This window comes from Enterobacter sp. KB-221C9, from assembly GCF_041320715.1.
In the GTDB taxonomy this organism is placed as follows: domain Bacteria; phylum Pseudomonadota; class Gammaproteobacteria; order Enterobacterales; family Enterobacteriaceae; genus Enterobacter; species Enterobacter asburiae_D.
Map to the genome: position 1 here is coordinate 14,214 of NZ_JBGIWG010000017.1, position 17,078 is coordinate 31,291.

Sequence of the window (17,078 nt, forward strand, 5' to 3'; positions counted from 1 at the left end):
CCCCGGGGGGGGGGTCCCCCCCCCCCCCCCCACCCGACTTATTCACTTCGCCAACATCCTCTCGTTCTTCGCCCGCAGCTTCTTCGCCCGACTCTCCAGCACCAGATAACAGACCGTTGCCAGCGCCAGCGGCAGGAAGTAATAGATCATGCGGTACGCCAGCAGGGCGGCGATAATCGTTCCCTGAGAGACATGCTCCCCGGCCAGCAGGGCAATAAAAACCGCCTCCAGCACGCCGATCCCCGCCGGAATATGCACAATCACGCCTGCAATACTGCTCACCAGCAGCACGCCCAGCACGAAGAAGTAATTTACGTCCTCGCCAATCAGCAGCCAGATAATGGCCCCCATCGCCATCCAGTTGGCGCTGGAGACGGCCATCTGCAGCACCGCAAACTTCCACGAGGGCAGCACCAGCTTTTGCCCTTTAATGGTCATATGGCGGCGTCTGGCAAAGGCGCAGGCCCACAGATAAACGGCGATAATCAGCAGCAGTACGATGCCCAGAATGCGCAGCGTGGCCTCGTCGATGTACCAGTGCGTGGGCAACTGCACCACGCCGATGGTGAAGATCACCCCGCCGAGCAGAATATAGCCCAGCCAGTTGGTGGTGATGCTTAACGAGAAGATGCGCGTGATGGTCCCGCCCGGCAGGCCGAGCCGCGAATAAAGGCGATAGCGCATGCCAATGCCGCCGACCCAGGTGCTCAGCGTCAGGTTAAAGGCGTAGCAGATAAACGACACCAGCATAACCTGACGTTTGGCCAGCTTGTGGCCGCAGTAAGCGCGGCCCAGCAGGTCGTAGCAGCCGTACATCAGGTAGCTCACAATAACCAGCCCCACAGCGCCCAGCAGCACCATCCGGTTATAGTTGCGGATGGCTTTCCACACCTCTTCCCAGTCAACTTTCTGCGCGTAGACCACCAGCAGAACCGCGACCGCAATAAAAAACAGCCAGGTCAGGATCTTTTTTGCCAGCCGCCAGCGCGGATGCGATTTTGACATCAGGGTTTGCCTCCATCTTCCGCTTCAATACGGTCCTGGGTTTCCATTTCCGGTTGTACCGGCGGGTCCACCTGCGCAAGCTTAGGCGTATGCGCCGGCAGCCAGCCGACCATGGCCGGGAAATGACGCAGAAAGTGGAACACCACCACGCTGATGCCCAGATTCCACCAGGTACGTTTAGGGACCATGGATTCGTCCACGCGCACGCTGTCGTTAACGATCAACGCCTGCAGGTTATCCCGCAGGGTCTGGTTAAACTGGCGATCGTGAATGATCAGGTTGGCTTCAAGGTTGAGCGATAAGCTCAGCGGATCGAGGTTACTGGAGCCCACGGTGGCCCAGTGATCGTCCATCAGCGCGACTTTGCCGTGCAGCGGCCGACGGCGATATTCGTAAATCTGTACGCCGCCCTTCACGAGATAGTTATACAGCAGCCGCGCGCCGACTTTGACTATCGGCATATCCGGCTCGCCCTGCACAATCAGCTTCACGCGTACGCCGCGCCGGGCCGCATTGCGCATGGCGTGCAGCAGGCGATAGCCCGGGAAAAAGTAGGCGTTAGCAATAATCACTTCACGCTTCGCGTTGGCGAGCATCTTGAGATAATGACGTTCAATGTCGTCACGGTGCTCGCCGTTGTCCCGCCAGACGAAAAGGGCCTGCGCTTCGCCGGGCTTCCGGTTCTCTTCCGGGCGATGGCGGCGTCTCCACCAGCGGCGAGCGGCCTCTTTACCCGGCAGGTTCTCCAGCTCAAACAGTAAGATGTCCTGCACCACCGGGCCTTCAATGCGAATGGCGTAGTCCTGCTTCGCTTCCGGACCGTAGTCTGACATATGCTCAGCGGAGTAGTTGATGCCGCCGACAAACGCCACCGTCTCATCCACCACCACGATTTTGCGGTGCATACGGCGGAAAAGATTGGTACGCATGCCGAACAGGCGAGGGCCGGGATCGTAGTAGCGGAACACCACGCCCGCGGAGGTCAATTCATTCACAAACGCATCGCTGAGATCCGGCGAGCCATAGCCATCAAGCAGCACTTCAATTTTGACGCCGCGCTGGGCGGCGCGCAGCAGCACGCTGTGCAACTGCTTGCCGACGTTATCTTCGAACCAGATAAAGGTTTCGAGGATCACCTTCTGCTGAGCGTTATCAATCGCCTTAAACACGGCCGGGTAGTACTCGTCTCCGTTGACCAGCAGCGTGATCCGGTTGCCTTCCTGCCAGGAACATTTCATAGGTGGATCTCCGCGCTGAGCGGGGCATGGTCGGAAAGATGTCGCCAGTTAAGAAGCGCCAGGGCGGTGGGACTGCTGGCGTGGGCATTTTTCACGTAGATGCGGTCAAGCCGAAGCAGGGGGAAACGGACCGGGAAGGTGCGCGCAGGCCTGCCGTTAGCGCGAGTAAAAATCTCTTCCAGTCCGGCATCCACCTTCAACGGATGGTTTGCCCGCTGTCGCCAGTCGTTGAAATCGCCCGCCACGACCACCGGTTCACCTTCGGGAAGGGCGTTAGCCCATTCGGCCAGCATTTTCAGCTGCGCCTGACGATGGGCTTCGCGAAGGCCCAGATGAACGCAGCCGACATGGACGGGTCGCTCGAGGTCGGGCGGGGTAATGCGGCAGTAAAGCAGGCCGCGTTTTTCGCTTTCCCCGACGGAAACGTCGCGGTTTTCGTAATGCTCAATGGGGTAACGGGACAGCACCGCGTTGCCGTGATGCCCTTCCGGGTAGACCGCGTTGCGACCGTAGGCGTAATCACTCCACATGGTGTCGGCCAGAAATTCATAGTGCGGCGTGTCGGGCCAGTTCTCAAAGTGGAGCGGATGCACTTCGTGTGCGCCCATCACCTCCTGCAGGCAGACAATATCCGCGCTGACGGTGCGTACCGCGTCGCGCAGCTCCGGTAAAATGAAGCGGCGATTAAATGCTGTGAAGCCCTTATGAATGTTTATCGTCAGCACCTTAAGCGAGAAATGCTGCATTTTTTGAGTCATAAGCTCTTTCCTGAGTGACTATCCCAATGAAAATAAAGTGTAGTCGGCGTCACAAAAAGATGCGGCGTTACGGAATTTTCCGTAAAGTGCGGTAGTCTGATTAAGCAGAGAAAAATCCTTCAGGAGAGAAGCCATGAAGTGGCAACAACGTGTTCGTGTCGCAACTGGCCTGAGTTGCTGGCAGATAATGTTGCATTTACTGGTCGTGGCCGTACTGGTGATGGGCTGGATGAGCGGCACGCTGGTGCGTGTTGGCCTGGGGCTATGCGTCCTTTATGGCGTCACCGTGCTGTCGATGCTGTTCTTACAGCGCCACCACGAAGCGCGCTGGCGCGAGGTGGGTGATGTGCTCGAAGAGCTCACCACCACCTGGTATTTTGGTGCAGCGATGATCGTCCTGTGGCTGCTGTCGCGCGTGCTGCAAAACAACCTGCTGCTGGCCCTCGCGGGTCTGGCAATCCTTGCAGGGCCTGCGGTCGTCTCGTTGCTGACCAAAGAGAAAAAGCTACGCAATGTTGCGTCTAAACATCGCGTACGCCACTGAGCCCGTCGTGGCCGCTATGACCAGTAGCGGCCACAAACTTCCCCAGACAATATCCAGACTCGCATCCTTCAGATAGATTTGCTTAGTGATGTCGGTAAAGTGCCGAATCGGATTTACCCACGTCAGATCCTGTAGCCATACCGGCATATTCTCGACGGGCGAAACATAACCCGAGAGCAAAATCGCGGGCATCATAAAGACGAATACCCCGATAAACGCCTGCTGCTGCGTCGAGCAGAGCGCCGAGATTAGCAGTCCAAACCCCACCAGCGACAGCCCGTAAATCACCATGGTGAAGTAAAACAGCGCCAGCGAACCGGCGAACGGGATCTGGTAGGCCCAAATACCCACCCCCAGCACGATAGTGGCCTGGAACGTCGCGACGATCAGCGCCGGCACCGCTTTGCCGACGAAGATTTGCCAGGTGGCGAGCGGGGAGACCAGCAGCTGATCCAGCGTGCCCTGTTCGCGCTCGCGGGCGACGGACAGGGAGGTCACGATCATCACCCCGATGGTGGTGATCATGGCGATCAGCGACGGCACCACGAACCACTTGTAGTCCAGATTCGGGTTGTACCAGTTACGCACCACCAGCTCGCTGTTGTTGGGCTTCGGTTTGCCGTCCATCAGCTCCTGCTGGTAATCCTTCACCACCTGCTGCAGATAGTTGGCCGCTATCTGGGCGCTGTTGGAGTTGCGTCCGTCGAGGATCAGCTGCATCGGTGCGGTCTGGAAGGTATCCAGATTACGGGAGAAATCCGCCGGGAACCGCACCAGCAGCAGCGCTTTTTGCGTGTCGATGGTGGGCTGGATCGCCTGCGGGCTTTTCAGCAGCAGGATGTGGGTAAAGGCTTTCGCACGCGCAAAACGCTGCGTCAGCTCGACGGAATGTTTGCCGTTGTCTTCGTTGTAAATGGCAATGGTGGCGTTGGTCACCTCAAGAGTGGCGGCAAACGGGAACAGTAAAACCTGGATCAGCACCGGCAAGACCAGAATGGCGCGGGTTTGCGGCTCGCGCAGCAGGGATTGCAGCTCTTTGCGTATTAACGTCCATAAACGGTGAAACATGCGCGCTCCTTAATCTAACCGCCGTTTGGTTTTCATCCACGTCAACCCGATAAACATCACCGCCGACGCCATCAAAAACAGGGTGTTGATAATCAGCACAACCGGAATATTCCCCGCCAGGAACAGGCTTTGCAGCGTGCTCACGAAGTAGCGCGCCGGGATGATGTAGGTCACGGCGCGGATCACCGCAGGCATACTGTCTATCTGGAAGATAAACCCGGACAGCATAATCGACGGCAGAAAAGCGGCGTTCAGCGCCACCTGCGCGGCGTTAAACTGGTTGCGGGTGATGGTGGAGATGAGCAGCCCCATGCCCAGCGTGCTGAGTAAAAACAGGCTGGTGATAAAGAACAGCACGACCAGCGAGCCGCGATACGGCACGCCGAGGATAAAGACTGACACCAGCATACAGAGCAGCATCGCCAGCATGCCGAGGAAATAGTAGGGGATGAGCTTGCACAGCAGCAGCTCGACGCGCGTGACTTCGGTAGAGAGCAGCGCCTCCATGGTGCCGCGCTCCCACTCGCGGGCGATGACCAGTGAGGTCAGTATCGCGCCGATTACCGTCATGATAATCGTCACCGCGCCCGGAATAATAAAGTGCTGGCTGATGGCGGCAGGGTTAAACCAGTAGCGCGTCTGCACGTCGATGAGCGGTTCAAACGTCTCGCCCCGGTCTTCGGCGCGCTGCATCTGCCAGAGCTGCCAGATCCCCTCCGCGTAGCCCTGCACGAAGTTGGCGGTGTTCGGCTCGCTGCCGTCGGTGATCACCTGGATCGGCGCCTCGGTATTCGCCCGCGCCATATTGGCGGCGAAATCCACCGGAATGACGATCAGACCGCGAATTTTCCCGGCCTGCATTTTCTGGATCAACTCCTGCCGGCTGTCGCTGATGGTGGCGTCGATGTAGGGCGAGCCGGTCATGGCGTGAGTGAAGTCCAGCGCCTCTTCGCTCTGCTGCTCCAGCAAAATCCCGACCCGGAGCTTGCTGGAGTCCAGGTTAATGCCGTAGCCAAAGATAAACAGCAGCAGCAGGGGGATCACCACCGCAATCAGCCAGCTGCTGGGGTCACGCACGATCTGCCGCGTCTCTTTAATGCACAGCGCGCGCACCCTGCGCCAGGAAAGGGCTTTACTGCGCATGGGCATTCTCCTTATCCCAGTCGTGGATGAGGGTGATAAACGCCTGCTCCATGGTCGGGTCCGGGACCTCATCGTCGGCGGCCTGGTTTTTCAGGTCGTCCGGGGTGCCGTGGGCAATCAGCTTGCCGCGATACACCAGCCCGATGCGGTCGCAGTACTCCGCCTCGTCCATGAAGTGGGTGGTCACCATCACGGTCACCCCTTTTTCCACCATGCTGTTGATATGTAGCCAGAACTCGCGGCGGGTAATGGGATCAACGCCCGAGGTCGGTTCATCCAGAAACAGAATGTCCGGCTCGTGCATCAGCGAGCAGGCCAGGGCCAGCCGCTGCTTAAAGCCGAGCGGCAGCGCGTCGGTGGCGTGGGAGGCAATGTTGGTTAACGCGAAGGCGTCGCTCATGCGGCGGATTTTCTCGTTCTGCGCGCGCCCGCGCAGGCCGTACACGCCGGAGAAAAAGCGCAGATTCTGCTCGACCGTCAGGTTGCCGTACAGCGAAAACTTCTGCGCCATATACCCGAGATGCTGGCGCGCCTTGCCGGAGCTGACCTTCAGGTCCATATCCAGCACCAGCGCCTTGCCGGACGTCGGCACCAGCAGGCCGCACATCATCTTAAAGGTGGTTGATTTTCCCGCGCCGTTCGGCCCGAGCAGGCCAAAAATCTCGCCGCGTTTAACCGCGAAATTGACGTTATCGGTGGCGGCGAAATCCCCGAACTTTTTGGTGAGCGATTTTGCTTCGATCACCGTTTCGCCCGGCGTGCCTTCCACCGTATGCAGAATGGCTGCAAGCGGCGACTCTGACGTACCCGCGCCGCCCAGCAGGTCGATAAACGCATCCTCAAAGCGGGGTGCGGTCTCTTCTATCTCGATCTCAGGCATCCCCTGCGCCTGGCGAATGTCGTCGGCGGTGGCCTCTTTTTTGAGAATAATGCGCACCGAGCGGCCCTGGATCATCCCGTCGCTGACCTGCGGCAGCCTGAGCACCCGCTGCAGCAGCCTGCGGTTGGACTCCTGCGGGCTGTGCAGCAGGAAGCTGCGTCCGGCCATGCTCTGCGTCAGCGTCGTCGGCTCGCCCTGATAAAGCAGCTCGCCTTCGTTCATCAGCAGCACGTCCCGGCACTGTTCCGCTTCGTCAAGGTAGGAGGTGCTCCAGAGGATCAGCATCCCGTCGCCCGCCAGCTCGTGCACCATCTGCCACAATTCACGGCGCGAAATGGGGTCAACGCCGACGCCGGGCTCATCCAGCAGCAGGACCTTCGGCTCGCCGACCAGCGTGCAGGCCAGCCCCAGCTTCTGCTTCATCCCGCCGGAAAGCTTGCCCGCCAGCCTGTCGGTGAACGGTCCGAGGGAGGTAAACTCCAGCAGGCGCGCGAAGGTTTTCTGTCGCGTTTCGCCGGTGACGCTGCGCAGGTCGGCGTACAGGTTGAGGTTTTCCATCACCGTCAGATCTTCGTACAGGCCAAACTTCTGCGGCATATAGCCGAGCATGGCGTGGAGCGCACCGTCATCCTCGATCGGGTCAAGGCCGAGCACGCGGGCCGATCCTTCATCCGGCTTCAGCAGCCCCGCCAGCATCCGCATCAGCGTGGTTTTGCCCGCCCCATCCGGGCCGACCAGCCCGGTCACATAGCCTTTCTGGATGGTGCAGTTCAGCGGCGCGACGGCCGGTTTGTCCATTCCCGAGAAGCGTTTGACCAGATTGTTGAGCTGAATAACCGCGTCATTCATGTCGTTCCCCGCTGTCTACTTTTACGGTGACGGGCATACCCTGACGCAGCGCGTCGTCCGCATCGGTCACGATGATGCGCAGGCGATACACCAGGTCGGTGCGCAGGTCCGGCGTTTCAACGGTTTTCGGCGTGAACTCGGCGGTAGGGGAGACAAAGCCCACTTTGCCGTGATACGGCTTGTCCGGGCGACCGTCGGTATAGAGCAGCAGCTCGCGGCCCGGCTGCATCTGGCCGAGATTCGGCTCGTCAACGTAGGCGCGTACCCAGACCGGACGGGTCAGGGAAAGGGTTAAGACGGTACTGCCCGCGCTGAGCATGCTGCCCGGCTCCACGGCGCGGGTCATCAGCATGCCGTCAGACGGCGCGACTAAGGTGGTGTCGTGCAGATCCAGCTCTGCCTGCGCCAGCTGCGCCTGCGCCTGTTCAAGGCTGGCTTTCGCCTGGGCGATATCCTGCGCGCGGTTACCGGTGCGGTACTGGCTTAATTTATCCTGCGCGGACTTCAGCGTGGCCTGCGCCTGGTCGCGGGACGAGCGCGCATTTTCCAGATCGTTGGCGGAAATGGTGCGGCTTTTCCACAGCCCCTGCTGGCGCGCGTAGAAGTTCTGCGCGTAGTCATAGGCGGCTTGCGCCTGCTTAACGGCGGCGGCGGCCTGGGCGATCTCTTCGTCGCGATAGCCTGCCAGCATCAGGTCATACTGCGCCTGAGCGACGGACACGCCTGCTTTGGCCTGCATCAGCGCGTTCTCATAGGGGGCTTTATCCAGCATCCCCAGCGTCTGTCCGGTTTTAATGGCATCGCCTTCGTCCACGTTCAGCGAGGCGAGACGTCCGCCCACGCGGAAGCTCATGTTCACCGTGCGAATATCCACGTTACCGTACAGCGTCAGGCCTTTGTCCTGATGGCTCTGATACCACAGCCATCCACCGACTCCAGCGGCAAGCAAAACAACAACCACCAGAATGATGGCGACAGGTTTTTTCATGACTTCAGGCTCCTTTGCGTTAAGCCTTGCAGGATCAGATCGAGATGACAGGCGATGACCTGGCTAATCTGCGCGGCTTTATCCTCATCAAATTGTGTCCAGCCGGTGCGTAACAGGATGGTTTCCCGGCCCAGACGGAAGGCAAGGATTTCACCCAGCAGGGCGTGGGTATGCAAAATTGTCTCGGTATCACCGGCATCCCGACCGGTATAGGCGGCGATCAGCCGGGTCAGGTGCGAGTGCATTGGCTCAATCACCCGATCGTGTACCCGCTGGTAGGCGACCGTCGGGGAGAGCTGCTCGCGGGAGATAAACTTGCTCAGGTTGAGCGTATCGTCGTGCGTCAGCAGGCGGATCATGTCGTGGCAGGCATTGAGAATAAGCTGGCGAACGGCGGCGCGATCGGGCGACGGCTGGCCGAGCAGCGCGGTAGCTTCCTCAACGTGCGGGTGAAACTGCGTGCCGATGAAATCGGCGATCCACTCGGCGCAGGCGAGATATAAATCCTCTTTTGAGCCAAAATAGTAGGTAATGGCCGCAATGTTCTGCCCGGCCAGCGCGGCAATATCGCGCGTGGTCGCATGCAGGCCGTACTCACCAAACTGCGCCAGCGCGGCGGCGATAAGCTGATTTTTGGCCTGTTCACCTTTGGTTGTTGTGGGTGTCGTATTCATAGCGGCATTAAGAATTAATCAATCGATTGATTAAGATTATGCCTGATTCACGCTAACGTCGAGGGAATGCTGAGGGATATTTTATGCGCCACGTCACAAAAGCTGCTACACTCCGCCCCTTCGCGACATTGTGGTTTTTGTCCTCCCCTATTCGTTATATCTCCCTGAAAACTACACCTGTGATGGTCGGGGCGGTTCGGAGTTTTTATGTCTTTTGATTCCCTTGGCCTGAACCCAGAAATTCTGCGCGCGATCGCAGAGCAGGGCTACGTTGAGCCAACCCCAATCCAGCAGCAGGCGATCCCTGCCGTCCTGCAGGGTCGTGACCTGATGGCCAGCGCCCAGACCGGTACCGGTAAAACCGCGGGCTTTACGCTGCCGCTGTTAGAGCTGCTGGTAAAAAACCAGCAGCACGCCAAAGGCCGTCGTCCGGTTCGTGCCCTTATTCTTACCCCAACCCGTGAGCTGGCAGCCCAGATTGGTGAGAACGTGCGTGAGTACAGCCGCTATCTCAACATTCGCTCGCTGGTGGTCTTCGGCGGGGTCAGCATCAACCCGCAGATGATGAAGCTGCGCAGCGGCGTTGACGTTTTGGTTGCTACCCCAGGTCGCCTGCTGGATCTGGAGCATCAGAACGCGGTTAAGCTGGACCAGGTTGAAATTCTGGTGCTGGACGAAGCCGACCGCATGCTCGACATGGGCTTTATTCACGACATTCGCCGCGTGCTGGCGAAGCTGCCTGCGCGTCGTCAGAACCTGCTCTTCTCCGCGACCTTCTCCGACGAGATCAAGGCGCTGGCGGAAAAGCTGCTGCATAACCCGCTGGAAGTGGAAGTGGCGCGTCGCAACACCGCCTCCGAGCAGGTGACCCAGCACGTTCACTTTGTTGATAAAAAGCGCAAGCGGGAACTGCTCTCCCAGATGATCGGTCAGGGTAACTGGCAGCAGGTGCTGGTCTTTACCCGCACCAAGCACGGTGCCAACCACCTGGCGGAGCAGCTAAATAAAGACGGCATCCGCAGCGCGGCGATCCACGGTAACAAGAGCCAGGGCGCGCGTACCCGTGCGCTGGCGGACTTCAAGTCCGGCGATATCCGCGTGCTGGTGGCGACCGACATCGCTGCCCGTGGCCTGGATATCGAAGAGCTGCCGCACGTGGTGAACTACGAGCTGCCAAACGTGCCGGAAGACTACGTTCACCGTATCGGCCGTACCGGCCGCGCGGCGGCAACCGGTGAAGCGCTTTCTCTGGTCTGCGTGGATGAGCACAAGCTGCTGCGCGACATCGAACGCCTGCTGAAGAAAGAGATCCCGCGCATCGAAATCCCGGGTTACGAAGTGGACCCGTCGATCAAAGCCGAGCCGATTCAGAACGGTCGTCAGGGTGGTGGTGGACGCGGTCAGGGCGGCGGCGGTCGCGGTCAGCAGCCGCGTCGTGCCGAAGGCGGCGCGCCGAAATCATCCGGCAAACCTCCACGCCGTAACAACGATGCTAAGCCGGCGGGTGAAAGCCCGTGGCGCAGCGGCGAAGGGAAACCGGCAGGAGATGGGCAGCGTCGACGCCGCCCGCGCAAGCCTGCTAACCCGCAGTAATCTGGAAGCCCGGTCGTAAAGCCGGGCTTTTCTTTTTGCGGCAGCGAAGAGAAAGTGCCACAATAGTGGCTGTTTATACAGTATTTCAGGTTTTCCAATGGCTTTAACCGCTGCGCTCAAGGCGCAAATTGGCGCATGGTATAAGGCGCTACAACAGCAGATCCCCGACTTTATTCCCCGAGCGCCGCAGCGGCAGATGATTGCTGACGTGGCAAAAACGCTTGCCGGGGACGACGGGCGACATCTGGCGATTGAAGCCCCGACTGGCGTCGGGAAAACCTTGTCGTATCTCATTCCCGGCATCGCGATTGCGCGGGAAGAGGACAAAACGCTGGTGGTCAGCACCGCCAACGTGGCGCTGCAGGATCAGATCTTCAGTAAAGATTTACCGCTGCTGCGCAAAATCATCCCTGACCTGCGGTTTACGGCAGCCTTTGGGCGCGGGCGTTACGTGTGCCCGCGTAACCTGGCGGCGCTGGCCAGCAGCGAGCCGAATCAACAGGATCTGCTCGCGTTTCTGGATGACGAGCTGACGCCAAACAATAAGGCCGAGCAGGAGCAGTGTGCAAAACTCAAAGCCGAGCTCGACGGCTATAAGTGGGATGGCCTGCGGGATCACACCAGCCAGGCCATAAGCGACGACCTATGGCGCAGGCTCAGCACCGACAAAGCGAGCTGCCTGAACCGCAACTGTCACTACTACCGCGAGTGCCCGTTCTTTGTCGCCCGGCGCGAAATTCAGGAGGCGGAAGTGGTAGTCGCCAACCATGCGCTGGTAATGGCCGCGCTTGAGAGCGAAGCGGTGCTGCCGGAGCCTAAAAACCTGCTGCTGGTGCTCGATGAAGGCCATCATCTGCCGGACGTGGCGAGGGACGCGCTGGAGATGAGCGCCGAAATTACCGCCCCGTGGTTTCGCCTGCAGCTGGATCTCTTCTGCAAGCTGGTGGCGACCTGCATGGAGCAGTTCCGCCCGAAAACCACGCCGCCCCTGGCGGTGCCCGAGCGGCTGAGCGACCACTGCGAAGAGATTTATAGCCTCATTTCGTCGCTGAACAACATCCTGAATCTTTATCTTCCGGCAACCCAGGAAGCTGAACACCGCTTTGCGATGGGTGAGCTACCGGAAGAGGTGATGGAGATCTGCCAGCAGCTGGCGAAGCATCTGGAAAAGCTGCGCGGGCTGGCGGAGATGTTCCTGAACGATCTGAGCGAGAAAACCGGCTCGCATGACGTGGTGCGTCTGCACCGCATTCTGCTGCAGATGAACCGCGCGCTGGGGATGTTTGAAGCGCAGAGCAAGCTCTGGCGGCTGGCCTCGATGGCGCAGGCCTCCGGCGCGCCGGTCACCAAATGGGCCACCCGCGACGTGCGGGACGGGCAGGTGCACCTCTTTTTCCACTGCGTAGGCATTCGCGTGGCCGATCAGCTGGAAAAACTGATCTGGCGCAGCGTGCCGCACGTGGTGGTCACGTCTGCCACGCTGCGCTCCCTGAACAGTTTCTCAAGGCTGCAGGAGATGAGCGGGCTAAAAGAGAAAGCGGGCGATCGTTTCGTGGCGCTGGACTCGCCGTTTAACCACTGCGAGCAGGGCAAGCTGGTTATTCCTCGCATGAAATTCGAGCCGCTTATCGACAGCGAAGAGCAGCACATTGCGGAGATGGCGGCTTACTTCCGCGAACAGGTCGAGAGTAAAAAGCACCCCGGCATGCTGGTGCTGTTTGCCAGCGGGCGCGCGATGCAGCGCTTCCTGGAGCACGTCACCGATCTGCGTCTACTCCTGCTGGTGCAGGGCGATCAGCCGCGCTACCGGCTGGTGGAAACGCACCGCAAGCGCATTGATAACGGCGAGCGCAGCGTGCTGGTAGGGTTGCAGTCGTTTGCTGAAGGTCTGGATCTGAAGGGCGACTACCTGACGCAGGTGCACATCCATAAAATCGCCTTTCCGCCTATCGACAGCCCGGTGGTGATCACCGAAGGGGAGTGGCTGAAAAGCCTCAACCGCTATCCGTTTGAGGTGCAGAGTTTACCCGCGGCGTCGTTTAACCTCATTCAGCAGGTCGGGCGTCTGATTCGTAGCCACGGCTGCTGGGGGGAGGTGGTGATTTATGACAAACGTCTGCTCACCAAAAATTACGGCCAACGGCTCCTGAACGCGCTGCCGATCTTCCCGATCGAACAGCCGGAGGTGCCGGAGGTAAAAAAACGCCCGGCAAAACTGACCGCCGGGCGTAAGAAAAGCATCCGTGCTAAGGGGCGCGGTCCTACTGGTAAGTGAAGGTCACCTGAATCACGCTGCTGAATGTGCCAGCGGTGACGGGCATGGAGGTGGCGTAATAGCGTGCTGAGAGCGGAAACGTCGCCGTGTGGTCACTCGGATTAATGGCGACGTTAAAGGCAGCCTGCGGGGAGATAAGTATTTTGTCCTGACGGTCAGCCAGCTCCAGCGCAAGCCCTTTCGCGCTGCCAGTATTGGCGAATTTTGTCGGGTGAACGCTATCTGCCTGGCCGTAGAAAAAGGCGGTAGCAAGCGCAAGCGTGGCCGGACAATGCGACACAGACAGGGAAAAGTCTTTCCATTCGCCGGTATCCCCCACATCTTTAAAACTACCGGAAACAGCCTGGCCTAAGTTCACCGTCAGGTTGCGGCTGGCGCTGTCTATGACGCACGTGTTGGCGTAAATATTCCCCGTCATCTGGATCTGAATGTCATCCGCATGGGCCTGGGAAAACAAGCCCAGGAGCAGGATCTCAATGGTCTTTTTCATGGTGTTCACTTATAGGCAAGAGTGATCGTCGCGACGGTGTTGGCAGGTCCTGGCGTCACTACATCGCTGACCTGTTCATAGCGAACCTCAAACGGTATGGTCATCGTTTCGTTGGCGATGGTTTCGCTGCGGGTATTAACGTAGGTGTCAAAGGTGGCAATGTTGTCGTCAAATAACATTCTGACGCCGACGCCCGTTGCCATCCCGGTTTGCTGAGTCAGTTTGATCACCCCCTCGAATGCGGTGTCGTATCCGTTTGAACTGGTGATTTTCACTTCTGGCTGCACGGCGCTATCGCAATTAACTGTGACGTTAAAGTTTTGGGCTGGGGTGGATAAGTATCCCACGCCCATAAAATCACTGACGGGAAAATCACCCAGATTAACCGTCAGGTTTTTCGGCAGGACGGAGCAGGTGACCTGATGAAGAATGACGTTGCCGGAATACGAGATATCGTTTGGATCCCCAATTCCTTCATGGCCAAAAACGCCAATACCGAACCGGGTCTGGGCTTGCACCAGCGTGCCAGATGAGACGGTGTCGCTCGTTTTGACCAGCTCAAGCGTGACCTGAAAACTAAACGACTGCGAACCGTCGGAAGAGACGTAGCCAATCGGTGTTCCGCGTGAATCGCACTGCACGCCGCCAGCACCGCTAATACGCTGACCGTCTTCATTCTTCAGTGCCACGCCAATACCCGGCACGCCAGAATCGTACACGCCTTTCAGCCCTGGAATTTCCGCTCCGGTTCCGTAGTAACAAGAGACAATCTCGAGACCACTATCGACCTTTTCATCACAATGACCGGCAACATGAACGGTTTGTTCCGTACCGGGTATCGTCTGGCCAACGGACAGCGTTGTCGGCACAGAAATTGACGCGACATTAATCATTTTTGGCATATCCGGCGAGGTACAGGTCGCCTTCGCATGCGGCATAAATAACGCGGCGGTTCCCAGAACCAGTATGAAAAAGCACTGTTTAATCATTTGCATAATCGTTAGCCTGAACGGTGGATCAGTGACACTGCGCGGCAGCGTTAATGATGCTGGTTTTCTCTTTCTCATCCGTTAGCGCATAGTCAGCGACGCAGTGCTCGCTCGCATCCTGTCCCCAGGAGACGGCGAGATGCCCCTGCTGTGGCAGACCCGAGAGGTAGGTCTGTCCGTCGTTACCGACAATAAACTCGCTGTCCTTATCCTCCGTGGTCACCGTTGCGCCAAAGGGCAGCGGTTTACCGTTTTGCGTGAGCGTCATCAGCACGCGACTGCCCACGCGGGTATTGAAGCTGGCGCGCACCACGGCGCCGCGCGTTGGGGTCACCACCTGCGCCGCGTGCGTCACGTCAGCGTTGTCCGGCAGCGTTTCGGTATCCAGCGCGATGGTGTTGTGGCGATACGCGGTAACAAACGGCACGACGGTATAGCCGCGGAAATCGGTCTCTACTCCCGTCTGGTTAGCAATATGCGTTCCGTGCGTGCCGGGTGCTTTCACCAGCGCGATGGTTTCACCCAGCGGCTGGCTCAGGGTGATCCCGTTCGCATGGGCAACCACGCCGCCCTGCAAACCGACGTTAACGGTCTGCTGATACTTATCCTGACTGACGCCTGCGCTCACTTCGCCATAGGTCGCTTTGTAATCGGCGTTCATGCTGGTCGAATTACCGCTGCCGGTACTGCTCAGCCCCTGCTGGATATTCCAGTTGAGGTTGTCTTCCTTCAGCGCCGTGCCGTTCAGGCCGACATTCTGCGTGGTACCGTCTTTGGTATTGTTCAGGTTGTAGGTGGCCCAGGTGTTATGCATCCAGCGGTCCAGCGGAACGGAGACGCTCAGCGAGAACTCGTTGTCGTTCGTCACCTCATCGCCGTTTTCATCGCTGTCGTTGGTGTTCTTGTTCATGCTGTAGCTCAGGCTGTAGCTCACCCCGTGCCAGCTGTTGTTGTAGCTGACGCTCATGGAGGTCATGTCCTGGTTCTGGCTCCAGTAAGTCTCTTTCACCATGCTCAGGGTGACGGATCCCCAGCCTTCAGGCAGCGTCTGGTCGACGGTGGCCTCGGTTCGGGCGCGGCGCTGCTGGGGGGCAGACCAGTCGTCAGAGCGGGTATATGACTCCATGGTGTCTTCCAGGGTGTAAAACCCTTTGCTGTTGTAGCGATAGCCCGCGAGCGAGAAGTTGGTGCCTGAACCGGCAAAATCTTTGCTGTAGCGCACTCGCCAGGACTGGCCCTTGCTGGACTGCTGCTTTTTCAGCAGGGCTTTCGCGCGGGTGACGTCGATGGAGAACGCCCCTAAATCGCCCATGTTTTTCCCGGCGCCGAGCGCCTGGGACTGATAGTGGCTGCTCTGCTGCACGCCGCCATAAGCGGTGAAACCATAGGGCAGGCCGTAGATCGCGCTGCCCTGGGCAAACGGCGTCTTCTCGACGTCGTTGTCGTAAGAACGGTACCGCCCGGCGGTCACGCTGTAGCGCAGGTTTTTTTCGCGCTGCAGTACCGGCACGGAGGCATACGGCACCACGAAATGGCTTTCGCTGCCGTCGGTCTCTTTCACGGTGACCTGCAGATCGCCGCTGCTGCCGGTGGGGTAGAGATCGTTAATTTCAAACGCGCCGGGGGCGACCGTGTTCTGATAAATGACGTAGCCATTCTGGCGAACCATCACCAGCGCGTTACTGTGTGCGGTGCCGCGAATGATTGGTGCATAGCCTTTCTCGCTGTCCGGCAGCATGTCGCTGTCGGATTTAAGCTCCACGCCGGTGTAGGGCACACTGTCAAAAACATCAGAAGGCGAAGAGCTTTGCCCAACGGTGAGATCGCTCTTCATCGCCACGATATCGCGCTGGGCGTAGGTATAAACGGAGGAGAATTTTTGCTGCTCTTCCTTGCCCTGGGTGCTGCGATTCCACGTGGAGTAGTTGCGTACGCGCCAGGCACCGACGTTAAAACCGGGACGCAGGTTAACGTACTGGCTGCTGTTATCCTGCTCGCCCGGCTGACGCGCACGGCTCTGGCTGGCGGTTGCGCTGTAGTTGAGAATGCCCGCGGTGATCCCCTCGTCGAATTCTTTCGGGTCGATATAGCCGCGTGGAACCTGGCTCAGGGCCAGTTGAGGAATACTGAGCAGCAGCTGCTGATTGCGAACGTGAAACGATGCGGAGGCTGCAGGGATGGCGGTTAAATCAGCGCACCGGCCTTTTGCCATCAGCGCCGGATATTTTTGGGTTTTGATCCCAAGGCTTTTTAAATCGCTCAGGCTAAAGCAGGGCTGAAGTGAACTGCTGCCGTGTGAATCTTTTTGCAATGTGAACGTGACGTCGCGGGTATCAATTTTATTGTTATTAATAAAAATGGCGACCTGATATTTACCCGGTGCCTGCCCTGGCCCTTTTTCGTAAACCGACAGATCGGTCTTACCCTGTTGCGGGTTATCAATATCCAGCAGCGCCGGGTTAAAATAATCATCAGCCATAACCTGCTGCGCAAAGATCGCCAGTGCCAGGCCACAGAGAATGACCAGCAGTGATGAAATTCGACAGGTGAACGGCTTTTTATGGCTGTACATGATTATAGTAAT

The 17,078-nt window shown here is 58.6% G+C and carries 14 protein-coding genes; 3 read left to right on the forward strand and 11 right to left on the reverse strand.

Annotated elements, in window-relative coordinates; translation table 11 throughout:
• Positions 1-42 precede the first annotated feature (42 nt).
• Genes AB8846_RS20115 through AB8846_RS20125 form a run of 3 tightly spaced genes read right to left on the reverse strand, consistent with a single transcriptional unit; the run spans position 43 to position 3,001 of the window.
• Positions 43-1,005 carry a lysylphosphatidylglycerol synthase domain-containing protein gene (locus AB8846_RS20115; RefSeq protein WP_370733509.1) on the reverse strand — a complete coding sequence of 321 codons (963 nt, stop codon included), beginning with the start codon at positions 1,003-1,005 and terminating at the stop codon, positions 43-45.
• Positions 1,005-2,243 carry a cardiolipin synthase ClsB gene (gene clsB, locus AB8846_RS20120; protein ID WP_370733510.1) on the reverse strand — a complete coding sequence of 413 codons (1,239 nt, stop codon included), beginning with the start codon at positions 2,241-2,243 and terminating at the stop codon, positions 1,005-1,007. The genes AB8846_RS20115 and clsB overlap by 1 nt, the downstream gene beginning before the upstream one ends.
• Positions 2,240-3,001, reverse strand: coding sequence for an endonuclease/exonuclease/phosphatase family protein (locus AB8846_RS20125; protein ID WP_023334979.1), 762 nt, complete (start codon positions 2,999-3,001; stop codon positions 2,240-2,242). Before AB8846_RS20125 ends, clsB begins: the two co-directional genes overlap by 4 nt.
• A 133-nt stretch (positions 3,002-3,134) precedes the next feature.
• Between AB8846_RS20125 and AB8846_RS20130 the strand changes: the two genes are divergently transcribed.
• On the forward strand, positions 3,135-3,545 hold the full coding sequence (locus AB8846_RS20130; RefSeq protein ID WP_014883088.1) for a YbhQ family protein: 411 nt from the start codon (positions 3,135-3,137) through the stop codon (positions 3,543-3,545).
• Here AB8846_RS20130 and AB8846_RS20135 read toward each other — a convergent pair.
• The 5 genes from AB8846_RS20135 to cecR are packed head-to-tail and all read right to left on the reverse strand — an operon-like array spanning position 3,507 to position 9,147.
• The gene (locus AB8846_RS20135; protein ID WP_023334981.1) at positions 3,507-4,613 is read right to left on the reverse strand and encodes an ABC transporter permease; all 1,107 of its coding nucleotides are present in this window, start codon (positions 4,611-4,613) and stop codon (positions 3,507-3,509) included. The two genes, AB8846_RS20130 and AB8846_RS20135, sit on opposite strands and share 39 nt — an antisense overlap.
• 9 nt (positions 4,614-4,622) lie before the next feature.
• Positions 4,623-5,756 carry an ABC transporter permease gene (locus tag AB8846_RS20140; protein ID WP_370733511.1) on the reverse strand — a complete coding sequence of 378 codons (1,134 nt, stop codon included), beginning with the start codon at positions 5,754-5,756 and terminating at the stop codon, positions 4,623-4,625.
• Positions 5,746-7,485 carry an ATP-binding cassette domain-containing protein gene (locus AB8846_RS20145; protein ID WP_370733512.1) on the reverse strand — a complete coding sequence of 580 codons (1,740 nt, stop codon included), beginning with the start codon at positions 7,483-7,485 and terminating at the stop codon, positions 5,746-5,748. The genes AB8846_RS20140 and AB8846_RS20145 overlap by 11 nt, the downstream gene beginning before the upstream one ends.
• Positions 7,478-8,473: a secretion protein HlyD gene (gene hlyD / locus AB8846_RS20150; protein WP_370733513.1), complete on the reverse strand. Its 996-nt coding sequence runs from the start codon at positions 8,471-8,473 to the stop codon at positions 7,478-7,480. Before hlyD ends, AB8846_RS20145 begins: the two co-directional genes overlap by 8 nt.
• Positions 8,470-9,147, reverse strand: coding sequence for a transcriptional regulator CecR (cecR, locus tag AB8846_RS20155; RefSeq protein WP_370733514.1), 678 nt, complete (start codon positions 9,145-9,147; stop codon positions 8,470-8,472). The genes hlyD and cecR overlap by 4 nt, the downstream gene beginning before the upstream one ends.
• A gap of 207 nt (positions 9,148-9,354) precedes the next feature.
• On the opposite strand from cecR, the gene rhlE reads away from it, so the two are divergent.
• Both rhlE and dinG read left to right on the forward strand, forming a co-directional pair.
• Entirely contained in the window at positions 9,355-10,740 is a 1,386-nt protein-coding gene (gene rhlE, locus AB8846_RS20160) for an ATP-dependent RNA helicase RhlE (RefSeq protein WP_370733515.1), read from the forward strand.
• A 97-nt stretch (positions 10,741-10,837) separates the two neighbouring features.
• Positions 10,838-13,015, forward strand: a complete 2,178-nt coding sequence (gene dinG / locus AB8846_RS20165) for an ATP-dependent DNA helicase DinG (RefSeq protein WP_331412945.1) — start codon at positions 10,838-10,840, stop codon at positions 13,013-13,015.
• On the opposite strand, the gene AB8846_RS20170 is transcribed toward dinG, so the two are convergent.
• The 3 genes from AB8846_RS20170 to AB8846_RS20180 are packed head-to-tail and all read right to left on the reverse strand — an operon-like array spanning position 13,002 to position 17,066.
• A complete protein-coding gene (locus AB8846_RS20170) occupies positions 13,002-13,505 on the reverse strand; it encodes a fimbrial protein (RefSeq protein ID WP_370733516.1) in 504 nt (167 codons plus the stop codon). The two genes, dinG and AB8846_RS20170, sit on opposite strands and share 14 nt — an antisense overlap.
• Before the next feature lie 5 nt (positions 13,506-13,510).
• Positions 13,511-14,500 carry a fimbrial protein gene (locus tag AB8846_RS20175; RefSeq protein ID WP_370733517.1) on the reverse strand — a complete coding sequence of 330 codons (990 nt, stop codon included), beginning with the start codon at positions 14,498-14,500 and terminating at the stop codon, positions 13,511-13,513.
• A gap of 22 nt (positions 14,501-14,522) precedes the next feature.
• Positions 14,523-17,066 (reverse strand): fimbria/pilus outer membrane usher protein, encoded by a 2,544-nt coding sequence (locus tag AB8846_RS20180; protein WP_370733518.1) that lies wholly within the window; start codon positions 17,064-17,066, stop codon positions 14,523-14,525.
• Positions 17,067-17,078 lie beyond the last annotated feature (12 nt).